The organism is Paenimyroides tangerinum (assembly GCF_003865405.1).
Taxonomy (GTDB): domain Bacteria; phylum Bacteroidota; class Bacteroidia; order Flavobacteriales; family Flavobacteriaceae; genus Flavobacterium; species Flavobacterium tangerinum.
Window position 1 is genome coordinate 26,467 of the sequence record NZ_RQVQ01000022.1, and the last position, 18,427, is coordinate 44,893.

22 protein-coding genes are annotated in these 18,427 nt (G+C 38.2%); 14 read left to right on the plus strand and 8 right to left on the minus strand.

What is annotated here, in order from left to right:
* The first annotated feature begins 137 nt into the window (after nt 1–137).
* Nucleotides 138–1,523, plus strand: a complete 1,386-nt coding sequence (locus EG240_RS10535; protein WP_125019361.1) for a hypothetical protein — start codon at nt 138–140, stop codon at nt 1,521–1,523.
* An 89-nt stretch (nt 1,524–1,612) separates the two neighbouring features.
* On the opposite strand, the gene EG240_RS10540 is transcribed toward EG240_RS10535, so the two are convergent.
* The 3 genes from EG240_RS10540 to mobA all read right to left on the minus strand — a co-directional run bounded on the left by EG240_RS10540 (nt 1,613) and on the right by mobA (nt 4,004).
* On the minus strand, nt 1,613–2,158 hold the full coding sequence (locus EG240_RS10540; RefSeq protein ID WP_125019362.1) for a hypothetical protein: 546 nt from the start codon (nt 2,156–2,158) through the stop codon (nt 1,613–1,615).
* Nucleotides 2,159–2,253: 95 nt separating this feature from the next.
* Nucleotides 2,254–3,561, minus strand: a complete 1,308-nt coding sequence (mobB, locus tag EG240_RS10545) for a conjugal transfer protein MobB (RefSeq protein WP_125019363.1) — start codon at nt 3,559–3,561, stop codon at nt 2,254–2,256.
* A gap of 2 nt (nt 3,562–3,563) precedes the next feature.
* Nucleotides 3,564–4,004 (minus strand): conjugal transfer protein MobA, encoded by a 441-nt coding sequence (gene mobA / locus EG240_RS10550; protein WP_125019364.1) that lies wholly within the window; start codon nt 4,002–4,004, stop codon nt 3,564–3,566.
* A gap of 759 nt (nt 4,005–4,763) precedes the next feature.
* Between mobA and EG240_RS10555 the strand changes: the two genes are divergently transcribed.
* From EG240_RS10555 to EG240_RS10570, 4 genes are read left to right on the plus strand one after another with little or no spacing between them, the layout of a single operon-like run.
* Nucleotides 4,764–5,531 (plus strand): ParA family protein, encoded by a 768-nt coding sequence (locus EG240_RS10555; RefSeq protein ID WP_125019365.1) that lies wholly within the window; start codon nt 4,764–4,766, stop codon nt 5,529–5,531.
* Nucleotides 5,532–5,535: 4 nt separating this feature from the next.
* On the plus strand, nt 5,536–5,979 hold the full coding sequence (locus EG240_RS10560; protein WP_125019366.1) for a DUF3408 domain-containing protein: 444 nt from the start codon (nt 5,536–5,538) through the stop codon (nt 5,977–5,979).
* Nucleotides 5,980–5,990: 11 nt separating this feature from the next.
* Nucleotides 5,991–6,263: a DUF3408 domain-containing protein gene (locus EG240_RS10565; RefSeq protein ID WP_203229308.1), complete on the plus strand. Its 273-nt coding sequence runs from the start codon at nt 5,991–5,993 to the stop codon at nt 6,261–6,263.
* Nucleotides 6,264–6,265: 2 nt separating this feature from the next.
* Nucleotides 6,266–6,901 (plus strand): conjugal transfer protein TraD, encoded by a 636-nt coding sequence (locus EG240_RS10570; protein WP_125019368.1) that lies wholly within the window; start codon nt 6,266–6,268, stop codon nt 6,899–6,901.
* Nucleotides 6,902–6,930: 29 nt separating this feature from the next.
* Here the strand turns inward: EG240_RS10570 and EG240_RS10575 are convergent, their stop codons facing one another.
* Genes EG240_RS10575 through EG240_RS10595 form a run of 5 tightly spaced genes read right to left on the minus strand, consistent with a single transcriptional unit; the run spans nt 6,931 to nt 10,655 of the window.
* Entirely contained in the window at nt 6,931–7,566 is a 636-nt protein-coding gene (locus tag EG240_RS10575; protein ID WP_125019369.1) for a toll/interleukin-1 receptor domain-containing protein, read from the minus strand.
* Nucleotides 7,542–8,429 (minus strand): DUF4231 domain-containing protein, encoded by an 888-nt coding sequence (locus EG240_RS10580; protein ID WP_125019370.1) that lies wholly within the window; start codon nt 8,427–8,429, stop codon nt 7,542–7,544. Before EG240_RS10580 ends, EG240_RS10575 begins: the two co-directional genes overlap by 25 nt.
* Entirely contained in the window at nt 8,426–9,010 is a 585-nt protein-coding gene (locus EG240_RS10585) for a TIR domain-containing protein (RefSeq protein ID WP_125019371.1), read from the minus strand. The genes EG240_RS10580 and EG240_RS10585 overlap by 4 nt, the downstream gene beginning before the upstream one ends.
* A 6-nt stretch (nt 9,011–9,016) precedes the next feature.
* Entirely contained in the window at nt 9,017–9,421 is a 405-nt protein-coding gene (locus tag EG240_RS10590) for a TIR domain-containing protein (protein WP_125019372.1), read from the minus strand.
* Between the two features lies 1 nt (nt 9,422).
* Complete coding sequence (locus EG240_RS10595; protein WP_125019373.1) at nt 9,423–10,655, minus strand: TRAFs-binding domain-containing protein; 1,233 nt, start codon at nt 10,653–10,655, stop codon at nt 9,423–9,425.
* Between the two features lie 234 nt (nt 10,656–10,889).
* On the opposite strand from EG240_RS10595, the gene EG240_RS10600 reads away from it, so the two are divergent.
* The 9 genes from EG240_RS10600 to traM are packed head-to-tail and all read left to right on the plus strand — an operon-like array spanning nt 10,890 to nt 18,423.
* Nucleotides 10,890–11,195 carry a DUF4134 domain-containing protein gene (locus tag EG240_RS10600; protein WP_078677414.1) on the plus strand — a complete coding sequence of 102 codons (306 nt, stop codon included), beginning with the start codon at nt 10,890–10,892 and terminating at the stop codon, nt 11,193–11,195.
* A gap of 11 nt (nt 11,196–11,206) precedes the next feature.
* Nucleotides 11,207–11,536 carry a DUF4133 domain-containing protein gene (locus EG240_RS10605; RefSeq protein WP_125019374.1) on the plus strand — a complete coding sequence of 110 codons (330 nt, stop codon included), beginning with the start codon at nt 11,207–11,209 and terminating at the stop codon, nt 11,534–11,536.
* Nucleotides 11,533–14,037, plus strand: coding sequence for a TraG family conjugative transposon ATPase (locus EG240_RS10610; RefSeq protein WP_125019375.1), 2,505 nt, complete (start codon nt 11,533–11,535; stop codon nt 14,035–14,037). Before EG240_RS10605 ends, EG240_RS10610 begins: the two co-directional genes overlap by 4 nt.
* Before the next feature lie 27 nt (nt 14,038–14,064).
* On the plus strand, nt 14,065–14,697 hold the full coding sequence (locus tag EG240_RS10615; RefSeq protein ID WP_124898884.1) for a DUF4141 domain-containing protein: 633 nt from the start codon (nt 14,065–14,067) through the stop codon (nt 14,695–14,697).
* Between the two features lie 3 nt (nt 14,698–14,700).
* Entirely contained in the window at nt 14,701–15,693 is a 993-nt protein-coding gene (traJ, locus tag EG240_RS10620) for a conjugative transposon protein TraJ (protein ID WP_125019376.1), read from the plus strand.
* Nucleotides 15,694–15,718: 25 nt separating this feature from the next.
* On the plus strand, nt 15,719–16,342 hold the full coding sequence (gene traK / locus EG240_RS10625; RefSeq protein ID WP_124898882.1) for a conjugative transposon protein TraK: 624 nt from the start codon (nt 15,719–15,721) through the stop codon (nt 16,340–16,342).
* 11 nt (nt 16,343–16,353) lie between these two features.
* Nucleotides 16,354–16,788: a hypothetical protein gene (locus EG240_RS10630; RefSeq protein WP_125019377.1), complete on the plus strand. Its 435-nt coding sequence runs from the start codon at nt 16,354–16,356 to the stop codon at nt 16,786–16,788.
* Nucleotides 16,789–16,805: 17 nt separating this feature from the next.
* Nucleotides 16,806–17,093 carry a nitrogen regulatory IIA protein gene (locus EG240_RS10635; RefSeq protein WP_125019378.1) on the plus strand — a complete coding sequence of 96 codons (288 nt, stop codon included), beginning with the start codon at nt 16,806–16,808 and terminating at the stop codon, nt 17,091–17,093.
* Nucleotides 17,080–18,423, plus strand: a complete 1,344-nt coding sequence (gene traM / locus EG240_RS10640) for a conjugative transposon protein TraM (RefSeq protein ID WP_125019379.1) — start codon at nt 17,080–17,082, stop codon at nt 18,421–18,423. The genes EG240_RS10635 and traM overlap by 14 nt, the downstream gene beginning before the upstream one ends.
* Nucleotides 18,424–18,427 lie beyond the last annotated feature (4 nt).

Genomic DNA, 18,427 nt, shown 5'->3' on the forward strand with positions numbered 1-18,427 from the left:
AGTGGCTATGAGAATGTGGCGGTCATTGGCTGTGAAAGGCAGCGTTTGTCGTTAAACTCTAATTGCATACATAACGAATTTTATAAATTTGCAATAAGAAATAAACCTAGATATGAAGATTTTAATTTAAAACAAAAATGAAAATGATTCACAGAATACCAGTTTCAGAATTTCCAAATTTCAAATATGAAGATCAGGATGTAATTAATGCATTTCTTTGGTTAAGAAGTTTTTTATCAGATGAAGATTGGAACCAAAGAAAAGAAGCGATTGAGAACAAGTTAAGTTATGATTTTAGAATATCAAATCCGTTTTCTGAACCACTAACAGAAGGAACTTTATTATTAGATAATAATGATCAGATAGGTTGGTATCTGTATCTTGTACATACCTTACTGTATGAACCTCATAAGTATGAATATTTTCAGGGAGCTAGGATAATACCGATTTTCAAACGCTTAGGTATGAACCTCAATGAAGTGAAAAATATTGAAGGTATCCAAAAAAAGGTTAGAGATCTTTTGAAAAAAAGAAGAGCAGAAGCAGATGCTATTTTATTTGAGATATTAACTGCTTTATTGTGGGTAAGAAACGGCTGGCAGGTAAAATTCTTAGAAGAAGGAAAAGGTGGTAAATCGCCTGATATTTTGGCATCTAAAAATAATGAAGAATTACAGGTAGAATGTAAAAGACAACGAAAAACAGCAGATTACACCTATAAAGAAACTGAAAAAAGGCTAAAAATGGTCTCTTATTTGAGAGAGGAGCTTTTAAAGCATAACATTTTACTTGATGTAGAATTTCATGTAGAGCTTATTTCTCTTCCCGATACATATTTAAAAGATTTACTTCTTAATAAAATTCAGGAAATAAAGAAAGCTGGACTAATAGTTTCTAATAATGAAGTTACTATTTATGCTTCGTTTATAGATATAAATAGAATAAGCAAGTATCTTGAAAAGAACTTTGTAAAAAACAATTCACCTCAATTATGCGATTTGATTGCTCAAAAAGCTGTTGACTATTCAGGATTTACTTCAGGATTTTCTGGTAATTTTTTTCGTGTAGGAGAAGGAGAAGCTAATAATTTATATATCGCAGAAATTGCAAATGCTTTTGGTGTGAATTGTAGAAGTATGGCACCAGAAGCAGTTACAGCTAAAGCCCGCGACACAAAAACACAGATTATGGGTGCTATTAAACAATTTAATACGGAATCCGAGGGCGTTATTCATGTTGGAATGGAAACATATGACGGACAGGAAGTAGAAATGGAGCGGTTAAAAAAAACATCTAAAACTTTAGAATCAATAAATCCTTCTGAAACCAATTTACGTTATATATATTATCACTTTTTTCAAGCTTACACAAGACCTGATCAAATATGGATATTTGATGAAACCGTAGATAAAGTTTCTTCACTAAAACAAGCCGTATTTCCGCTTGAAAATTCTTTTTTAGTGGTAGATGGTGATGATGACTCTTTAATGGATATATCTCATTGGAATCGTGAGTTACCTTAAATTAACAATAAAAAACGGACTCTTTTGTAGTCCGTTTTTTATTGTTAATTTACATCATTAATCGATATTTAGAAATGTATTCTGTACCATTATACCAATAATTTCAGTCCTAAATTATAGCTCCAATACAAAAATTTTGGAGCAGATGGTGTTTTGAATTGGTAAATACCATAAATATAGAATGACGAAAATAAAAATGCTCCCCAACTAAATACAAGACACCATACATCCTGACGTTTTGTAATGTGAAACATACCGGCAACTACAGCTTTAATAATAAATGCCGGAAAGATGCAACATAAGATTATACAGATAATCCATGGCAATATCCATAACTTATTGTTCTTTGCCCGAAATCCAATGATTATACCCTTCAGGAAATAAACAATACAAAGTATAAGATAGGCAAAAATCAAAGACAAGCCCCAGATTTTTAATTGATCCGTTTCCCCTTTCAGCAATTTTTGAGACAATAAATATCCGGAATAAATAAATATACCAAAAACAGCTGCAATCTTTAAAAACAGTACCAAAAAGCCCATAAGCATAGACATTACTCCCATGGAAGCCCGTACTTCTTCATCCTTTCGGGCTAAGTATTCTTCTTCGGTTTCATTCGGGTCACTCCAATTCATGCTTTATTACTTTTTTATTTGATAAATATACTGAATTTATTTTTCCCCTTTCAAGGAAATAAAACAACAAAGTATTTTAACTGTTGGGAGGTGGATTATTTTAGATTACCGCTTCTGCCACCTCTTTTTCGTTTTCTTTTCTTTCTCATCTTATTGGCAAAAGCCTGTGCTTCATAATCTTCGCCCAGTGTTTCAGGCATAAGCAAACCGCCCAATCCTTCTATTAAACCATCTTCGTGTTTGGTCGTGTTTACGAAGTCAAATAATTGATGTGGTTTTTCATCAGGTAAATCTTCCTTATTGTTAGATTGTGATACTTTAGGTTGAGGTAGTACTACCTCTTTTATTTCCGGTTTGATATTATTATTCCAGTAATCATTAAATGTATTGGCAGAAAGTTCCTTACTTAAATGGGAACCATTCCATACTGTTTTGGAATTATGATCAATGAAAGTTATTCCGTAGATACGACCTGCATCATTTCTACGAACCACAACATTAATGCCCTGTTCTCCTAATTGCTTTTTAAAACTCAGCTCATCTTTTGTGGATTGCAAGGCAATAGTAACGGCAGATTGTAAAGTCTTTCGGGTTGGATGGTCTTTCAAATCTGTTTTGCATTTCGCAAAATGCAATTCCAATGCAGGAAGCCCGGCATCTTTGCCAAATAACGAAGCTTTGAACGGATGTCCGGCTCGGTCGCCTTTATCATTCAATGGAATGTATAACAAACCCTGTTGAGGTTTTCCCCTTAATTCACCTTCTACTTTTTCGGTAGTGATATTAAATAGTGAAAGTAAAGCGTTGTATTCTCCCAAAGTTTGAAATTTATAATAGTTGGGTAAGTGTCGAACTACCGAAGCAATCTGGCTTTTAATGTCGCCTGCTTTATAATCTACCGGACGGAAAATCTTATCATTCTGATTACGCTCTTTCTCTGTTGCAGGTATCAATCCGTGCTGTTTTTCCAGTTCCCTACACAGCTTCATTGACCGCATTTTTTCGAATTTATCCGAAATCTTTCTGCCTTCTTCATCCACACAGACCGATACGATATGAATGTGTGTCCGGTCAATATCTGTATGCTTAAAGACCACAAAAGGCTGTTCACCATAACCCATTTCACTCATATATTGTTCTGCCATTTGCCGAAATTTATCATCACTGACTGTATCTTTCGGGTCAGGATTTAAGGAAATATGTATCGTATGCTTTTCAGTCTGGCGGTTAGCGATGAGGTAAGTAGCAAAAGATTGGGCTAATTGTGCAACGGAATATTGCCCGTTTGCGGTTTCAATAATCTTATTGGCAAGCAAAATCTGTCCGTTTTCATGTTCAACTTTAAGATTATTGTATGCCAGGGCACCGTATATATTTGCACTTCTCCCAATCTTTGCTATCATTATTACCTCTGTTTTTTCAGGTTTTTTACCTCAAATTCATCAATCAGTTCAATGATCTGTCGGCATAACATCGCCATTTCAGTAGTTTGTTTTTCAAGTTTAAAAAGGTATGCCGATGCCTTTTTCTCCGAAAAATTCTTGTACAACAACTTTACAATCTGGTTATAATTAACCCCTACATTTCGGAACTGTGTGTGAAACGATGTCAACCGCATATAAAAATCAACCGTTCCTTTGTCAATCTGAATGGTCTTCACCGTCTTATCAAAGAGGCAGGACTTGATAAAATGTGCCTTAACCTGCATATCCGATTTGTCAAAAAGGGCAAGGAAACGAGCATTTTCTTCCTCATTAAGAGAAAGGGAATACCTGAATATTGCCGGATCTGTTTTAAGTGGACGACCTATGGTCTTCTTCACTTGTCTTCTGTTGTTTTCGTTCATAATTAATCCATTTTTAATCTATACAAAACCTCGACTTCGGAGAGTGTTTTTCAGCCCCCGGCAGGGCAAGTTGTTCTGCATCGGAAAATACTTTTGAGATGCTGAGAACACAACTTGCCGTGTTCCGTTGAACACAATAATCCGCCCTGCGGGACGGATTAAAAGTAGCAGGGAAAAACGGCTAGATGCCGTTCCCGGTTATTTCCGATTTTTCAAAAGTTTGAAGCATGTATCCGTTAGTAAAATTCATTTTACAAAGTAAAGCCCTCTTTTATAGAGTATTGCTATAACGTATTTGGACAAATACTGCCTTTGAAAGCCAAACAGTGCCAGCTCTATAAAAGTGGTAGAACAATATTGGTTATTTGTACCTGAATGTTGGCAGGAAGTCTATCAGTCCTTCAATCAGAGAGGTCTGAATGATAACATTCAGCAAGGCAGATATGTCTGCATTCCTGCTATCAGGAATGCAAGAACGCGGGAAGGATTACAAGAGCGAGTGCCTGTATGACTACAATCAGTAAGGCTCTCCTGAATGAATGATTGCAGGATAAGATACAAGCCCACAATCCTGTCGGATAAGGTGCTGGGATGACAGCCTTCTTGCTGTAAAGCATAAATGCAATCACGAGTTCCGACAAGCAACGTTGACTGATGGCTATCCTGCAAGGAAGCTAGAATGAAATCGGGAGCTCCTGAGAGAAAGACCGCAAGATTGCCTGCCTGCAATTGAGAATGTAAACTTTAATTTTTTAAGATATGGAAACAAAAAAGAAACCTCTGTTTATTGCCTTCTCTTCCCAAAAGGGAGGTGTAGGTAAAAGTACTTTTACCACTCTTGTAGCCAGTACGCTTCATTACCGGCTGGGTTATAATATTGCTGTATTCGATGCGGATTTTCCGCAGCACAGTCTAATCAAAATGAAAGACCGTGACTTAAAAATGATAATGGAAAACGAAGCTTTAAAAAAGATGGCGTATAAACAGTTTACCACCATCAACAAAAAAGCGTATCCCATTATGCAGCACAGATCGGATAGCGTATTGGAAGCGGCTCACGAATTTGTGAATGCGTCCGTGATTCCTGTTGATGTTGTTTTTTTTGATTTGCCTGGAACCGTGAACACACCCGGTATCCTTAAAGCATTGGCAGGAATGCACCACATTTTCACCCCCATAACCGCAGATCGTGTGGTTATGGAAAGTACCCTTGTTTTCACGCAACTTTTACAGGATGTCATTATGAAAAAAGGAGAAACAGACATAAAGACCATTAACTTGTTCTGGAACCAGGTAGATGGAAGGGAAAGCACTCCATTGTACGAATTGTATAATAATCTGATCAAAGAACTTGGATTAAGTCTGATGCAGAGCCATGTAAAAAACAGTACCCGCTTCCGCAAGGAAAGTGAGGTGGACAGTAAAACCATTTTTCGGTCAACGCTTATGCCACCTGATGAACGTTTGATGAAAGCCTGTCAGTTAGACTTGTTTATGAAAGAATTTCAAAAAATTATTCAATTGTAGTGCTATGGAGAAAGAAAACAAGAAAAAAGTTACTCCTGACATTGATGAAGAGTTAATGATGAACCTTATGGTTGATGGGGTAAAGAAAGAAGGTCTCAAGCTCCCTCCGGAGCCAATAGAAGAAAAACCCAAAGAGGAAATAAAACGAGAGTTTACAGAGCAGGTACAGGAGAAACCAGCACAACGGGAAAGAACAAGAACAAAGAAAAATCCCGATGAAAGCTATGGCGACCGATTTCTGAAAACCCACTCGATGACAAAACGTGGAGATAAAAGTATTTATATCCGGCAGGAATACCACGAACGGCTATCCCGTATTGTACAAGTCATCGGTGGCGATAAGATACCGTTGTATGCATATCTCGACAATATACTGGAACATCATTTTGAACTGTTCGAGAAAGGAATTACAGAAGATTTTAATGAGAAGTTTAAACCCATTTTTTAAAATACAGAATTATGAAAAAACAAATTAAGAAAACCAAAAAGCTTAATGATAACGAGCAGTATCAGAAGGATTTTTTACAACCAACAGGCTTTGTATCAAAAAACGGAAAATCGGTCTATATAAGCGAAGAGTTTCATCGGTACATATCTCGTATTGTATTCGTTATCGGTGATGGAAAAGTCACCATTACAGATTACCTGTATAATGTGCTGAAACTCCATTTTCAGGAGTTCGGAGAAGAAATAAAAACATTATATAATGAAAAAGACAAACCAATTCTTTGATTATGGAAATTGTAATAGTAATATGCCTGTTTATGGTCATCATTCTTTTAGTGAGTGAGAAAATCGTCATTAAAAAGATTACCTATAAAAAAGAAGATAAAGTATCTTCTGCACCCGATTTGCCCGAAATTATGGGTAAACCAAAGCCAGTAAAAAGCCATTCGCAGCCAAACACTGCCAATGAAAGCCAAATACAGGAACCTGAGATAAATCCCGATAATTTAGACATTGAATATGACGAGAACGAAGAAGTCAATATTCAAATTCCGCAGGAAGAGCTGGACGAAGTTTTCAGTAATATGCCTGATTTGGAAGAAGAGGAAGAAGAATGGAACAGGTATGGAATATCCGGCAGCGATAACGGTTATGCCCAGGGGGTTACCTTTGAAGAACTAAGCTCCGTGGGGGTGTTGCTCCAAAAAGAAAATTTGGAACCAGCCCAAAAGGAAACAGCGGTAGATATAGTTCAAAGATTACAGGGAACCGAATTATTCAGCCTGCTGGAAAGTTTAATGGAAGGTGCTTCCAGAAAAATTGCCGAGCTTTTGGACAGTAATCTTTCATCTGAAACGGAAACCGGTTCTTCCACTTTGCGGAAAAATGATTTGAATGATTTTGACATTGGGGAATTTGTATAACTCTCCAATGTCAAAATATTATGTACTATTTAAAGTTGCCAATTTAAGACATTATCTAACGGATGTTGAGCTTGGGAATTTGAAAAAACTTTACGCTCGTTAATTAATGATTTCTCTAGTCTATCAGTAATCTTTGAAATATATTCATTTAGACTTTTCGTTCCTTTTATTACGTAACCAACCTGTAAATAATCGGGTAGGCTTTTTTCAGCGATATCTTTTAAAGTCAACACCGACAATTTAATACGGTCTTCCTTAGATACTAATTTCTCTTTATCAAGAATTGAAGCATGACCATAACCAACTTCAAAAGGCACCCACTGAGATTTATATGTTTTTTCAGAAATAACCACCATCATATGAGTACTATTCTTAATTCCATCTTTAATACTCTCGGTGATTTTGATTGGATCTCCAACTGATGAAGCATATTGCAATTTGCTATCCTCTTCATCTAAATAGTAATCAATTCCTGCATTCTTTAGATAATTAGCTATTTCTTTACAAGCGTTTTTGTCTTCTCTTTTATGGCTTAAGAAAACGCACGGTCTTTTTGAAACAGTGTTGTCTTTTAATGAATTTGTTAACCAAGTAATATTCTCAAATAAATTCGCCCTATTTAAACCTTTTTCAATCATATTTACATCCTTTTTTGAGCTAACCACATTGTATGTTCTCTTGACATAGCGTTTTCTGAATCTAAAACATATTCTGAAAATTCATTTTCAGAAAAGTTTTTGTTTCCTTCTGCTTTAATTAAATTCAGTTCAGAATTTGCTGTAGTATATGCTTCCTTATTTTCCTGATATTTTTTTACTTGTAACCAGCTAAATCCACTTGCCGCAATAGTAGAGAATACTCCAACGAAATTATAATCTGAAGAAGGATATTTTATTAAGAAGCCTATAGAAATCAGTGCTAAAAATTGAAGTATTATAATTACTAAAAACCAAACATCATATTTTAACTTACTGTCTTCAGCTTTTGAAGAATACCAATTAATCTGATTTTGGATCCTATTATTCAGGTAATATGCTTTTTTATCATTTAATGATAAATTGCGTACTCTCTCCATCTCATTAGTGATAATTGGTAAATTCAATTGTTTAGGGCTTAATATATTGTTAAGGTCACTAAACTCATTGTTAATTTCTCTTATTCTTTGAATAAATCTTCTATCTGCTTCTTCTTTTGGAATATTGGTTTCAAAATATTCAGAAGACATTATAAATCTCCAGGTCAAAGTTTTACATGATTCAGCAAGTGCACGACCTCTGTACCAAACATCTTCATACTTTTTTGCTTTTAGAAAAATAGATATCAGCATGGCAAGTAGAAGCAGTATACCTGATATTAGGTATACAATGTTTTTTGATTCCTCAGTTTGATAATTGTAAACCGAAAGAATAGCAGATAAAACCATTAGTAGTAAATCCAGTCCAAATAAACGAATATACCAAAATTGTGCCTTTTTAGATGTAGTATCTCCAGCAACAAAATAGTTAGGATAATTATTATCGTCTATCATGGCTTTACTTTTGTTTTATTTGAAATTGGTTGACTTCTTTTATCAAATGCCCTGTCAATATACGTTTCTGGATCTGAACAGAAATCTTCCCATTTTACAAGTACACAGTATCTATCTTCTTCTCCCCATGCACATTTATTATTAGGGATATAGTAATTGTAAGAGAATTCTTTTATAACGGTATTTTCATTAATTCGAACAGTGCTGTGTGTACCTCCACATTTTGAACATGAATAACTTGATCCGTATATCTTTTCTGTCATTGAAGGTAAGACAACACCTAAAATGCCATTTTTAGTATTGCCAATACCATTATATAATGAAGATTGCAATTCTCTTTTTAAAAAATTTTGGTTTTCAAAAAGTAGGTTTTCAGCTGACTTTTCACCAATCAAAAAAATTGTTACAGTAGAATCTGACAAATATTCCTCGCGAATTTTTCTCATTATATAATCTTCATCCTCTGAATCTATGGCTTCATGTAAAGATTTGTCGATCATATCTATATCTAAATAGTCATGGATGTACTCTTTGTAATCCATATCTTCTGTTTTAAACGAGATAAAGCATTTATGTGCCATCGATATTTATTTTACGTGGTTTCTAATTGCTTCAACGATACTTTCCGTGTTCCATTTTACATCAACAACAGATCTTGAATAAACTTCTTGAGATATGCGTTCCTGGCCTCTTGGTATAATACCTATAATTGGAATATTCAAAGATTTTGCTGTATCTAATTCCCATGGCATCCATTCACTATGCGATGCATATATCCCTGCCAATGCTAATACTACATCGGAAGATGAAATTTTTGCTTTTAACCTAGCTTTGATATATGTAGCATTTTCTGAATTTATTGGAACATCCTTAGACGCTTCTGTAAATTCAACATTGAAATAACCTCTAGAATTTAAGAGATTTTGTAAATCAGTAAGGTCATCAGAATAAGACCATGAATGACTAATAAAAATTTTGTAGTTTTTTGCCATGTTAGTTATTTAAGTTTTGAATATTAGTTTTTGAATCGTTGTATGTTTCAAGTTCCCAGTCTAATGGAGATTTTTCCATAAATAAGGTTTCATTTTTTTCAAAATCAGCTATGTTATTTAGAGCAAGATGACAATTAGCAAGAGTCGCATAAATCCACTTTAAGTCACTTCTTATAAGGAAGTCATCATCTAATTCCAGAATATTAATAATTTCTATTATTTTACGACGAGTTTTTCTTGCCTCTAATTTACAGTAGATTTTTTCCTCTTCATCATCAATATGAGATCCTTTTAAGTCCAAACATAACGCATAGTTTTCGCCAGTATAATAATCAGAATTTATTGCAAATCCTTTTTCATAATATTTGATAGCTCTATCTAAATAATCTATTTCAGACTTGTCAAGCATCCACAATCTTTTGTAGATAGCACCAGTAATTCCTAATGTTTCAGGATCATTGGTAGTTCTTCCGTCGGGTTCAAGCTGAGATATGATAGTGAGTGCATCTTGTAAAGCAATTTTTTCTGAGGGAGTTTTACTCTTATAAGTACATAAAGCAAGTTGCTGGATAAAATATGAATCATTACTAATTTTATCACTAGCTTTTTTCCAATATTTAATAGCTTCAATAAAGTTATTTTTTGACATTTCAACTTTAGCTTGCTCAACTAGTGCAAAAATTAATTTTTCTTTTTCAGCCAGTTCTTTAATCAATTGGATGTATTCGTCTTCAGGTAGCACATAGGGTTTGACAGATTGAATGTGTTGAAATAGAGGACTGTCCACTTCCTGAGCCTTCTCAACGCTCAAAATTAAACCTGTAAGAGCTTCTTGACATCTCGTCGCCTCAGTTGCAGAAATATCTTCTCCCATGTGAGAGTATGTAAAAGTCTTATTATGATTAATATCGAACGGAATATTACCGTCCTTTTCTTTCATAACGATTGTTGAAAAAGGCTTAGCCGCATGCCTAATACCCAACTCATAAATAGCATTAGGATTAAATGTTGTGATGTCAGCAATTACTAAATCTGAATAAATAAGTAAACCATACATACTTCTGTCTATTAATCCAGACTCTTGAACCTCATCTCCTCTGACGCATTCATATCCCGCTGCAATAACAGCAGGTTTTATTATATTATGGTAAGTCTTGTCAAGATCAAATGTCTTTCCTAGAGTAGGGTCTGTTTTTTTTCCATATCCCATTATAACAAAGCATATTTTTTTCATTTAGCATTTGGTTTGATCATATGTATTTGTATATCAAAAAGATGCCCACTGTTAAAGAAATGTCAATTTGTCGGAAATTGGATTTCCTAATCAGACTTTTTGTCTATAAAGCCAATGACAGCCAAATGATGCCTTTGACAGCCACTTTATCAGAGTGCTTTGATTTCCGAAACACCTTTGTTCCGAAAGCCCACAAGGTGTGGGCAAACTGTAACAAATTAATGTGTTTCAATTATGGAAAAACAAAGAAAAAAAGTTTTGCTGACAGCCGTGGCTATGCTGTCAGCAATTGGCGTGTTCGCACAGGGAAACGGTTCGGCAGGTATCAACGAAGCTACCCAAATGGTAACTTCCTATTTCGATCCCGCAACCCAGCTTATTTACGCCATCGGTGCCGTCGTCGGATTGATCGGAGGGGTTAAGGTGTACAACAAATTCAGTTCAGGTGACCCCGATACGAGCAAAACGGCAGCTTCGTGGTTCGGTGCCTGTATCTTTTTAATCGTAGCAGCTACCATCCTGCGTTCATTCTTCCTTTAATCCTTTGCCTTATGAATTACAATATCAACAAAGGCATCGGAAGAACGGTGGAATTTAAAGGACTGAAAGCACAGTACCTGTTCATTTTTGCAGGTGGTCTTCTCGGTACGCTTATTCTCGTGATGATACTGTATATGGCCGGCGTAAATTCTTACGCCTGCCTGCTGCTCGGTGCCTGTGGTGCTTCATTGATTGTATGGCAGACCTTTTCACTGAATAGCAAATACGGTGAGCATGGATTGATGAAAATAGCTGCCAATAAAAGGCATCCCCGCTACATCATCTGCCGTAAACCCGTACACCGCTATTTAAAATTCACTTCTAAAACGAAAGCCGTATGAGAAATGTATCAAAGACCACCACGTTGGAAAGTAAGTTTCCACTCCTGGCAGTAGAAAACAACTGCATCCTTTCCAAAGATGCAGATATTACCGCCTGCTTTGCAGTGCAATTACCCGAATTATTCACCGTAGCATCGGCAGAGTATGAAGCCATTCATTCCGCCTGGCACAAGGCTATAAAGACTTTGCCGGACTTTACGGTCATTCATAAGCAAGACTGGTATATCAAAGAAAACTATGCTCCCGATCTGGCAGCCGATAACCAAAGCTTTTTGGCAAAGTCTTATCAACGTCATTTCAATGAGCGACCGCTCTTAAATCACTACTGTTATTTGTTCCTGACCAAGACGACCAAAGAGCGTATGCGGATGCAAAGCAACTTTAGCTCGCTTTGCAAAGGCACACTTATCCCGAAAGAAATTAGGGATAAGGAAGCGATACACCGATTTATGGAAGCTGTGGCTCAGTTTGAGCGTATCGTGAACGATAGCGGTTTCATAACGCTACAACGCCTTACCGAAGATGAAATCATTGGTACGGACGAAAAGCAGGGTTTGTTGGAGCAATACCTAACGTTATCAAGGGAAGCGGGAACACCAATGCAGGATATTGGTCTGGGAGCTGAAGAAGTGCGTATCGGAAACAAAAGGTTAAGTCTGCATACCTTATCGGATACGGATGATTTACCCGGAACAGTATCGGCAGATACCCGTTTTGAGAAGCTGTCTACCGACCGTAGCGACTGCCGTTTATCGTTCGCTGCTCCTGTGGGATTACTGTTGAGCTGTAATCACATTTACAACCAATATTTGTTTTTGGACAACAGCGAAGCCAACCTGCAAAAGTTTGAGAAGTCCGCAAGGAATATGCATTCTTTAGCTCGGTACAGCCGTGCTAATCAGATTAATAAAGAATGGATAGAAAGGTATCTGAACGAAGCCCATTCTTTCGGTCTATCTTCTATACGGGCACACTTCAACATCATAGCCTGGTCGGAAGATCCCGCGGAACTGAAACAGTTGAAGAACGATTGCGGTAGTGCCTTGGCACTGATGGAATGTAAACCCCGACACAACACGACGGACGTAGCCACTTTGTATTGGGCAGGAATGCCAGGCAATGCAGGAGATTTTCCAAGTGAGGAAAGTTTTTACACGTTCATTGAACCAGCCTTATGCTTCTTTACGGAAGAAACGAATTACCACAATTCGCCCTCGCCGTTCGGTATCAAAATGGCTGACCGCCTGACCGGAAAGCCTATCCATTTGGATATTTCCGATTTGCCGATGAAGCGTGGTATTATCACGAACCGCAACAAATTCATTTTGGGTCCGTCAGGAAGCGGGAAATCTTTTTTTACCAACCACATGGTTCGACAGTATTACGAACAAGGTGCTCACGTGCTGCTCGTGGATACGGGTAACTCGTATCAGGGATTATGTGAACTCATCAAAGGAAAGACCAAAGGCGAAGACGGGGTTTACTTCACTTATACCGAAAACAACCCGATTGCCTTTAATCCATTCTATACCGATGATGGCGTATTCGACATCGAGAAAAGGGAAAGTATCAAGACTTTGATACTCACGCTATGGAAACGAGACGATGAGCCGCCAACCCGTTCTGAAGAGGTTGCACTTTCTAATGCGGTTTCCGGTTATATCGAACGTATTAAAAACGAAGGGGTTTTTCCGTCATTCAATGGCTTCTATGAGTATGTGCAAGGCGATTACCGCAAGGTATTGGAGGAAAAACAGGTAAGGGAAAAAGACTTTGATATTGCCAATTTTCTTAACGTACTCGAACCTTATTACAAAGGTGGAGAATATGACTACTTGCTGAACTCCGACAAGCAGTTAGACCTGCTTTCCAAACGCTTCATTGTGTTTGAAATTGATGCGATCAAGGATCATAAAATTCTTTTTCCCATTGTGACGATCATCATTATGGAGGTCTTTATCAACAAGATGCGAAGGCTGAAAGGTATCCGAAAATTAATACTAATTGAAGAAGCCTGGAAAGCCATTGCGAAGGAAGGTATGGCAGAATATATAAAGTATTTGTTTAAAACGGTTAGGAAGTTTTTCGGTGAAGCAATCGTGGTAACGCAGGAGGTGGACGACATCATCCAGTCGCCTATTGTCAAGGAAAGTATCATCAACAATTCTGATTGTAAAATACTATTAGACCAACGCAAGTATATGAACAAGTTTGATGATATACAGGCTATGCTCGGGTTAACAGATAAGGAAAAAGCACAGGTACTTTCCATCAATATGAACAACGACCCAAGCCGATTGTACAAAGAGGTTTGGATTGGCTTAGGTGGTACGCACTCGGCAGTCTATGCCACCGAAGTTAGCTTGGAGGAATACCTTGCCTACACCACGGAAGAAACCGAAAAAATGGAAGTGATGCAGCTCGCATCGGAACTCGACGGTAACGTCGAACTCGCCATCAAGCATATCGCTATGCACAGGCGTGAACAAGTAAATCAATAATTATTAATCATTTAAAATTTTAAAACAATGAAAAAAGTAATGTTACTGGTGTGTACGGCACTAATGCTTGCCGTAGCACCCTCCGCAAAAGCCCAGTTTATAGTTGCCGATCCGGCAAACCTTGCATCAGGTATTCTCAACTCTGCAAATGAAATCATACAGACTTCCTCTACGGTAAGTAATGTGGTGAAGAATTTCAAAGAAGTTGAAAAAGTCTATAAGCAGGGAAAAGAGTATTACGATAAGCTGAAAGCCATCAACAATCTGGTAAAGGATGCCCGTAAAGTGCAGCAGACTGTTTTGCTGGTGGGCGATGTATCTGAAATGTATGTTCAGAATTTCGGCAAGATGATGAACGATCCCAATTTCACACCACAGGAACTGGTCGCTATCGGCAATGGCTATTCGGCACTGCTCAATGAAAGTACCGAACTGTTGAAGGAATTAAAGCAGATTATCACTTCTTCAAGCCTTTCGCTGAATGATAAGGAGCGTATGGACATCATTGACCGTGTGTACAAAGAAGTAAAGGAATACCACAGCCTTGTCCGCTATTACACCAACAAGAATATTTCTGTAAGCTATTTAAGAGCGAAAAAGAAAGACGATGCTAAAAGAGTGCTTGATCTCTACGGAACTTCTAACCAAAAATACTGGTAAATCATGGAATGGAATAATCTTCACGAAGTCCTGCGGTCGCTCTACGATGATATGATGCCGCTTGCAGGCGATATGGCAGCAGTGGCAAAAGGTCTTGCGGGATTGGGTGCATTATTCTATGTGGCATTAAAGGTTTGGCAGGCTTTAAGCCGTGCCGAACCTATTGATGTGTTTCCGCTTTTACGTCCGTTTGCTTTAGGACTGTGTATCATGTTTTTCCCGACCATCGTATTGGGAACAATCAATGCAGTATTAAGCCCTGTGGTTACCGGAACCCATGCCATATTAGAAAATCAGGTACTTGACCTGAACCTCTTGCAACAACAAAAAGACCAGTTGGAATATGAAGCAATGGTCAGAAATCCCGAAACCGCTTACATGGTATCGGACGAAGAGTTTGATAAAAAGCTTGAAGAGCTGGGATGGTCGCCCTCTGACATTGGAACAATGGCAGGAATGTATATGGACAGAACCGCTTACCAATTGGAAAAAGTGATAAAGGACTGGTTTCGAAATTTATTGGAAATACTCTTTCAGGCAGCCGCTTTGGTGATTGATACCATACGAACGTTTTTCCTGATTGTGCTTTCTATACTCGGACCGATAGCCTTTGCCATTTCCGTGTGGGATGGATTTCAGTCCACGCTCACCCAATGGATCACGAGATATATCAGTGTTTACCTCTGGCTTCCTGTTTCCGATTTATTCAGCTCGATGCTCGCAAGGATACAGTCACTCATATTGGAACGTGATATTCAGATGCTCTCAGATCCAACCTACATCCCCGATACCAGTAATACGGTGTACATCATATTTATGATCATTGGAATTATCGGATACCTTACCATTCCAACTGTTACAGGCTGGATTATCGAGGCAGGCGGTGCAGGAAACTATATGAAACAAGTGGACAGCTATGCAAAGAAAGCAGGAAATGTAGTAAGTGCCGGTGCCGGTTCAGCCGCAGGTAATATCGGTGGTCAGCTAATGAAATAATGTAAAATAATTAATCATCTAAAAAATGGAATTTAAAACACTAAGAAATATAGAAAACAGTTTCAGACAGATCAGGCTTTATGCCATCGTGTTTGCTGTTCTCTGCATTAGTGTGGTAGGATATGCCGTATGGCAGTCCTACCGTTTTGCAGAAGAACAACGCCAAAAAGTGTATGTGCTGGACAATGGGAAATCACTAATGCTGGCACTCTCGCAGGATGCCAGTATCAACCGCCCTGTAGAAGCAAGGGAACACGTCAGACGTTTTCACGAACTGTTCTTTACGCTTGCTCCCGATAAGAATGCCATCGAAAGCAATATGAAACGGGCATTTAACCTTGCAGACAAAAGTGCCTTTGATTACTACAAAGACCTTTCTGAAAAGGGCTATTACAACCGCATCATATCAGGTAATGTACAGCAACGTATCGAAGTGGATAGCGTAGTCTGCAATTTTGATACTTATCCGTATGCGGTAAAAACCTACGCCAAACAGTTCATTATCCGTTCGAGCAACGTAACCCGACGTAACCTGATTACTTCCTGTTATCTGGTAAACTCTGTCCGTTCCGACAACAATCCACAAGGGTTTAACATTGAAAAGTTTGCCGTAACGGAAAACAGGGACATCGAAGTGATTGAACGCTAAAACCAGAAGTTATGAAACAGTTACTTGATTTAGACACATTCGCCAAAACCCTGACAGATAAGGGATATGACGGTTACTTCCATACAGAAGCAGCTTATACCGATAAAATCAAAGATAGTATCAGCCGGTTTTTGGAGGCTTGTAATGCCGGAGCAGACAAACCGATGTTACCTAACATTATGATGCTGAAAACCTATCTGGAATGGTATGGCGACGATAAGCCAAAGGTAGAATGCAATATGTGGGTGAAGTATGAAAACGGTCTTTTCGATGTGCAGAAAATGATTATTGAAAGAATAGATCAGTACGGGCTACTATTGAAGCAATCGAAATTAACAGATCTGTCTACAAATTCGGTTCCGACAAGAAAAGAAGCCATTGCACAGGTTTCCGAAAAGCCCAAAGAACAGTTGTCTAACCAAGACAAACGGTTCAGAATGCGATAACCGATAATCATTAAAGTATGAAAAAATTAAGAGCAAATATGGACAGGTACTTTGACCAATTGGACGACCGCTGGCGGGAACTGCCTGTGCGGAAACAGCACCAATATACCCTTTACTTTTTTTTTGGGTATCTGCTACTTACCGCAGGGGTCATTGCCAAAGTATGGTATGATGCAGGAAATTCCAAAAATGACCTCCAAATCGAACATATCGAAAACCCTGTCCTCAAAAAGAATGAAAATCCTGCAAGCTTGCAGGATAGTATATCAACCATTTTAAAAAATAAGATTTATGAAAGAAAATGAGAACAAAAAAACGGTGGTTCGGGTAACAGAGGGTAATCCGAAAGAAACCGCTGATGTGCTGCAAGACAGTACACAGAATAAAGCCGAAAAGCTGAAAAAGCCACTCATATTCGGTTTGATGGGAATTGTCTTTGCTGGGTGTATGTACCTCATATTTAAACCATCGGAAGACAAGAGCGAAATCGAAAACCTTGGACTAAACGATGCCGTTCCGCAGGCTACAGAAGCAGGGATGCAATCGGATAAGCAAAAGGCATATGAGCTGGAAATGCTGGAGCAGAAAAATCAGGAAAAACGAAATGCCCTGACAACGCTTTCAGATTACTGGAATACGGACAGCTCACTAAATACGGAAGAAGAAATGCCCGAAGAAGAGGAAAGCTATGATATGGGTGGTGGTAGCAATACCCGAAGATCCGGCAATTCAGCATTGAACAGTTACCGCAATGCACAAAGTACATTGGGTTCATTCTATCAGGATAATAATTCGGAAACAATGGAGCTTCGCAGGCAATTGGACGAGCTAAAAGAGCAATTAGCAGAAAAAGATGTGCCAAAAGCTGCAACCATCGATGACCAACTTGCCCTAATGGAAAAGTCTTACGAAATGGCTGCAAAATATCTTCCCACAGGTACGAGTACACCCGAAGCTCCGGCTGTTAAGGGAGAGGCTAATGCCATGACAGCTTCAAATGTTTCCAATCAAAAGGAGCATTTTGTAGCATTTACAGCTGCAAGAAAGAACACCGTTTCCGCTTTGTACCGTGAGCCTTCCGATGCGGAGTTTTTAGACAATTGGAGCCAGACCAGAAACCGTGGTTTTTACACTGCGGGTTCTACAGAGCAAGTGGTACAGCCGAAAAACAGTATTAAAGCCTGTATACACGATGCTCAAACAGTTGTTGGTGAAACGGGCGTAAGACTGCGACTGCTGGAAACAGCCCAAACACCTCAACGTACCATTCCCAAAGGAACGATTGTAACTGCTAACGGCAAATTTCAGGGCGGACGTTTGCAGCTAAAAATCACTTCCATAGAATTGGAGGGCAATATCATTCCGGTGGATATTACCATTTATGATCTGGACGGACAGCAGGGCTTATACGTTCCGTATTCACCTGAAATGAATGCCCTTACCGAAATGGCGGGTAATATGAGCCAGACAGGTGGAACCAGCCTGATGCTCACACAAAATGCCGGACAGCAGGTAGCAGCTGATCTTAGCCGTGGTGTAGTACAAGGAATTTCGGGCTATTTCGCCAAAAAAGTAAGAACATCAAAAGTTACACTGAAAGCAGGACATCAGGTCTTTTTGGTATCAAAAAAATAATGTT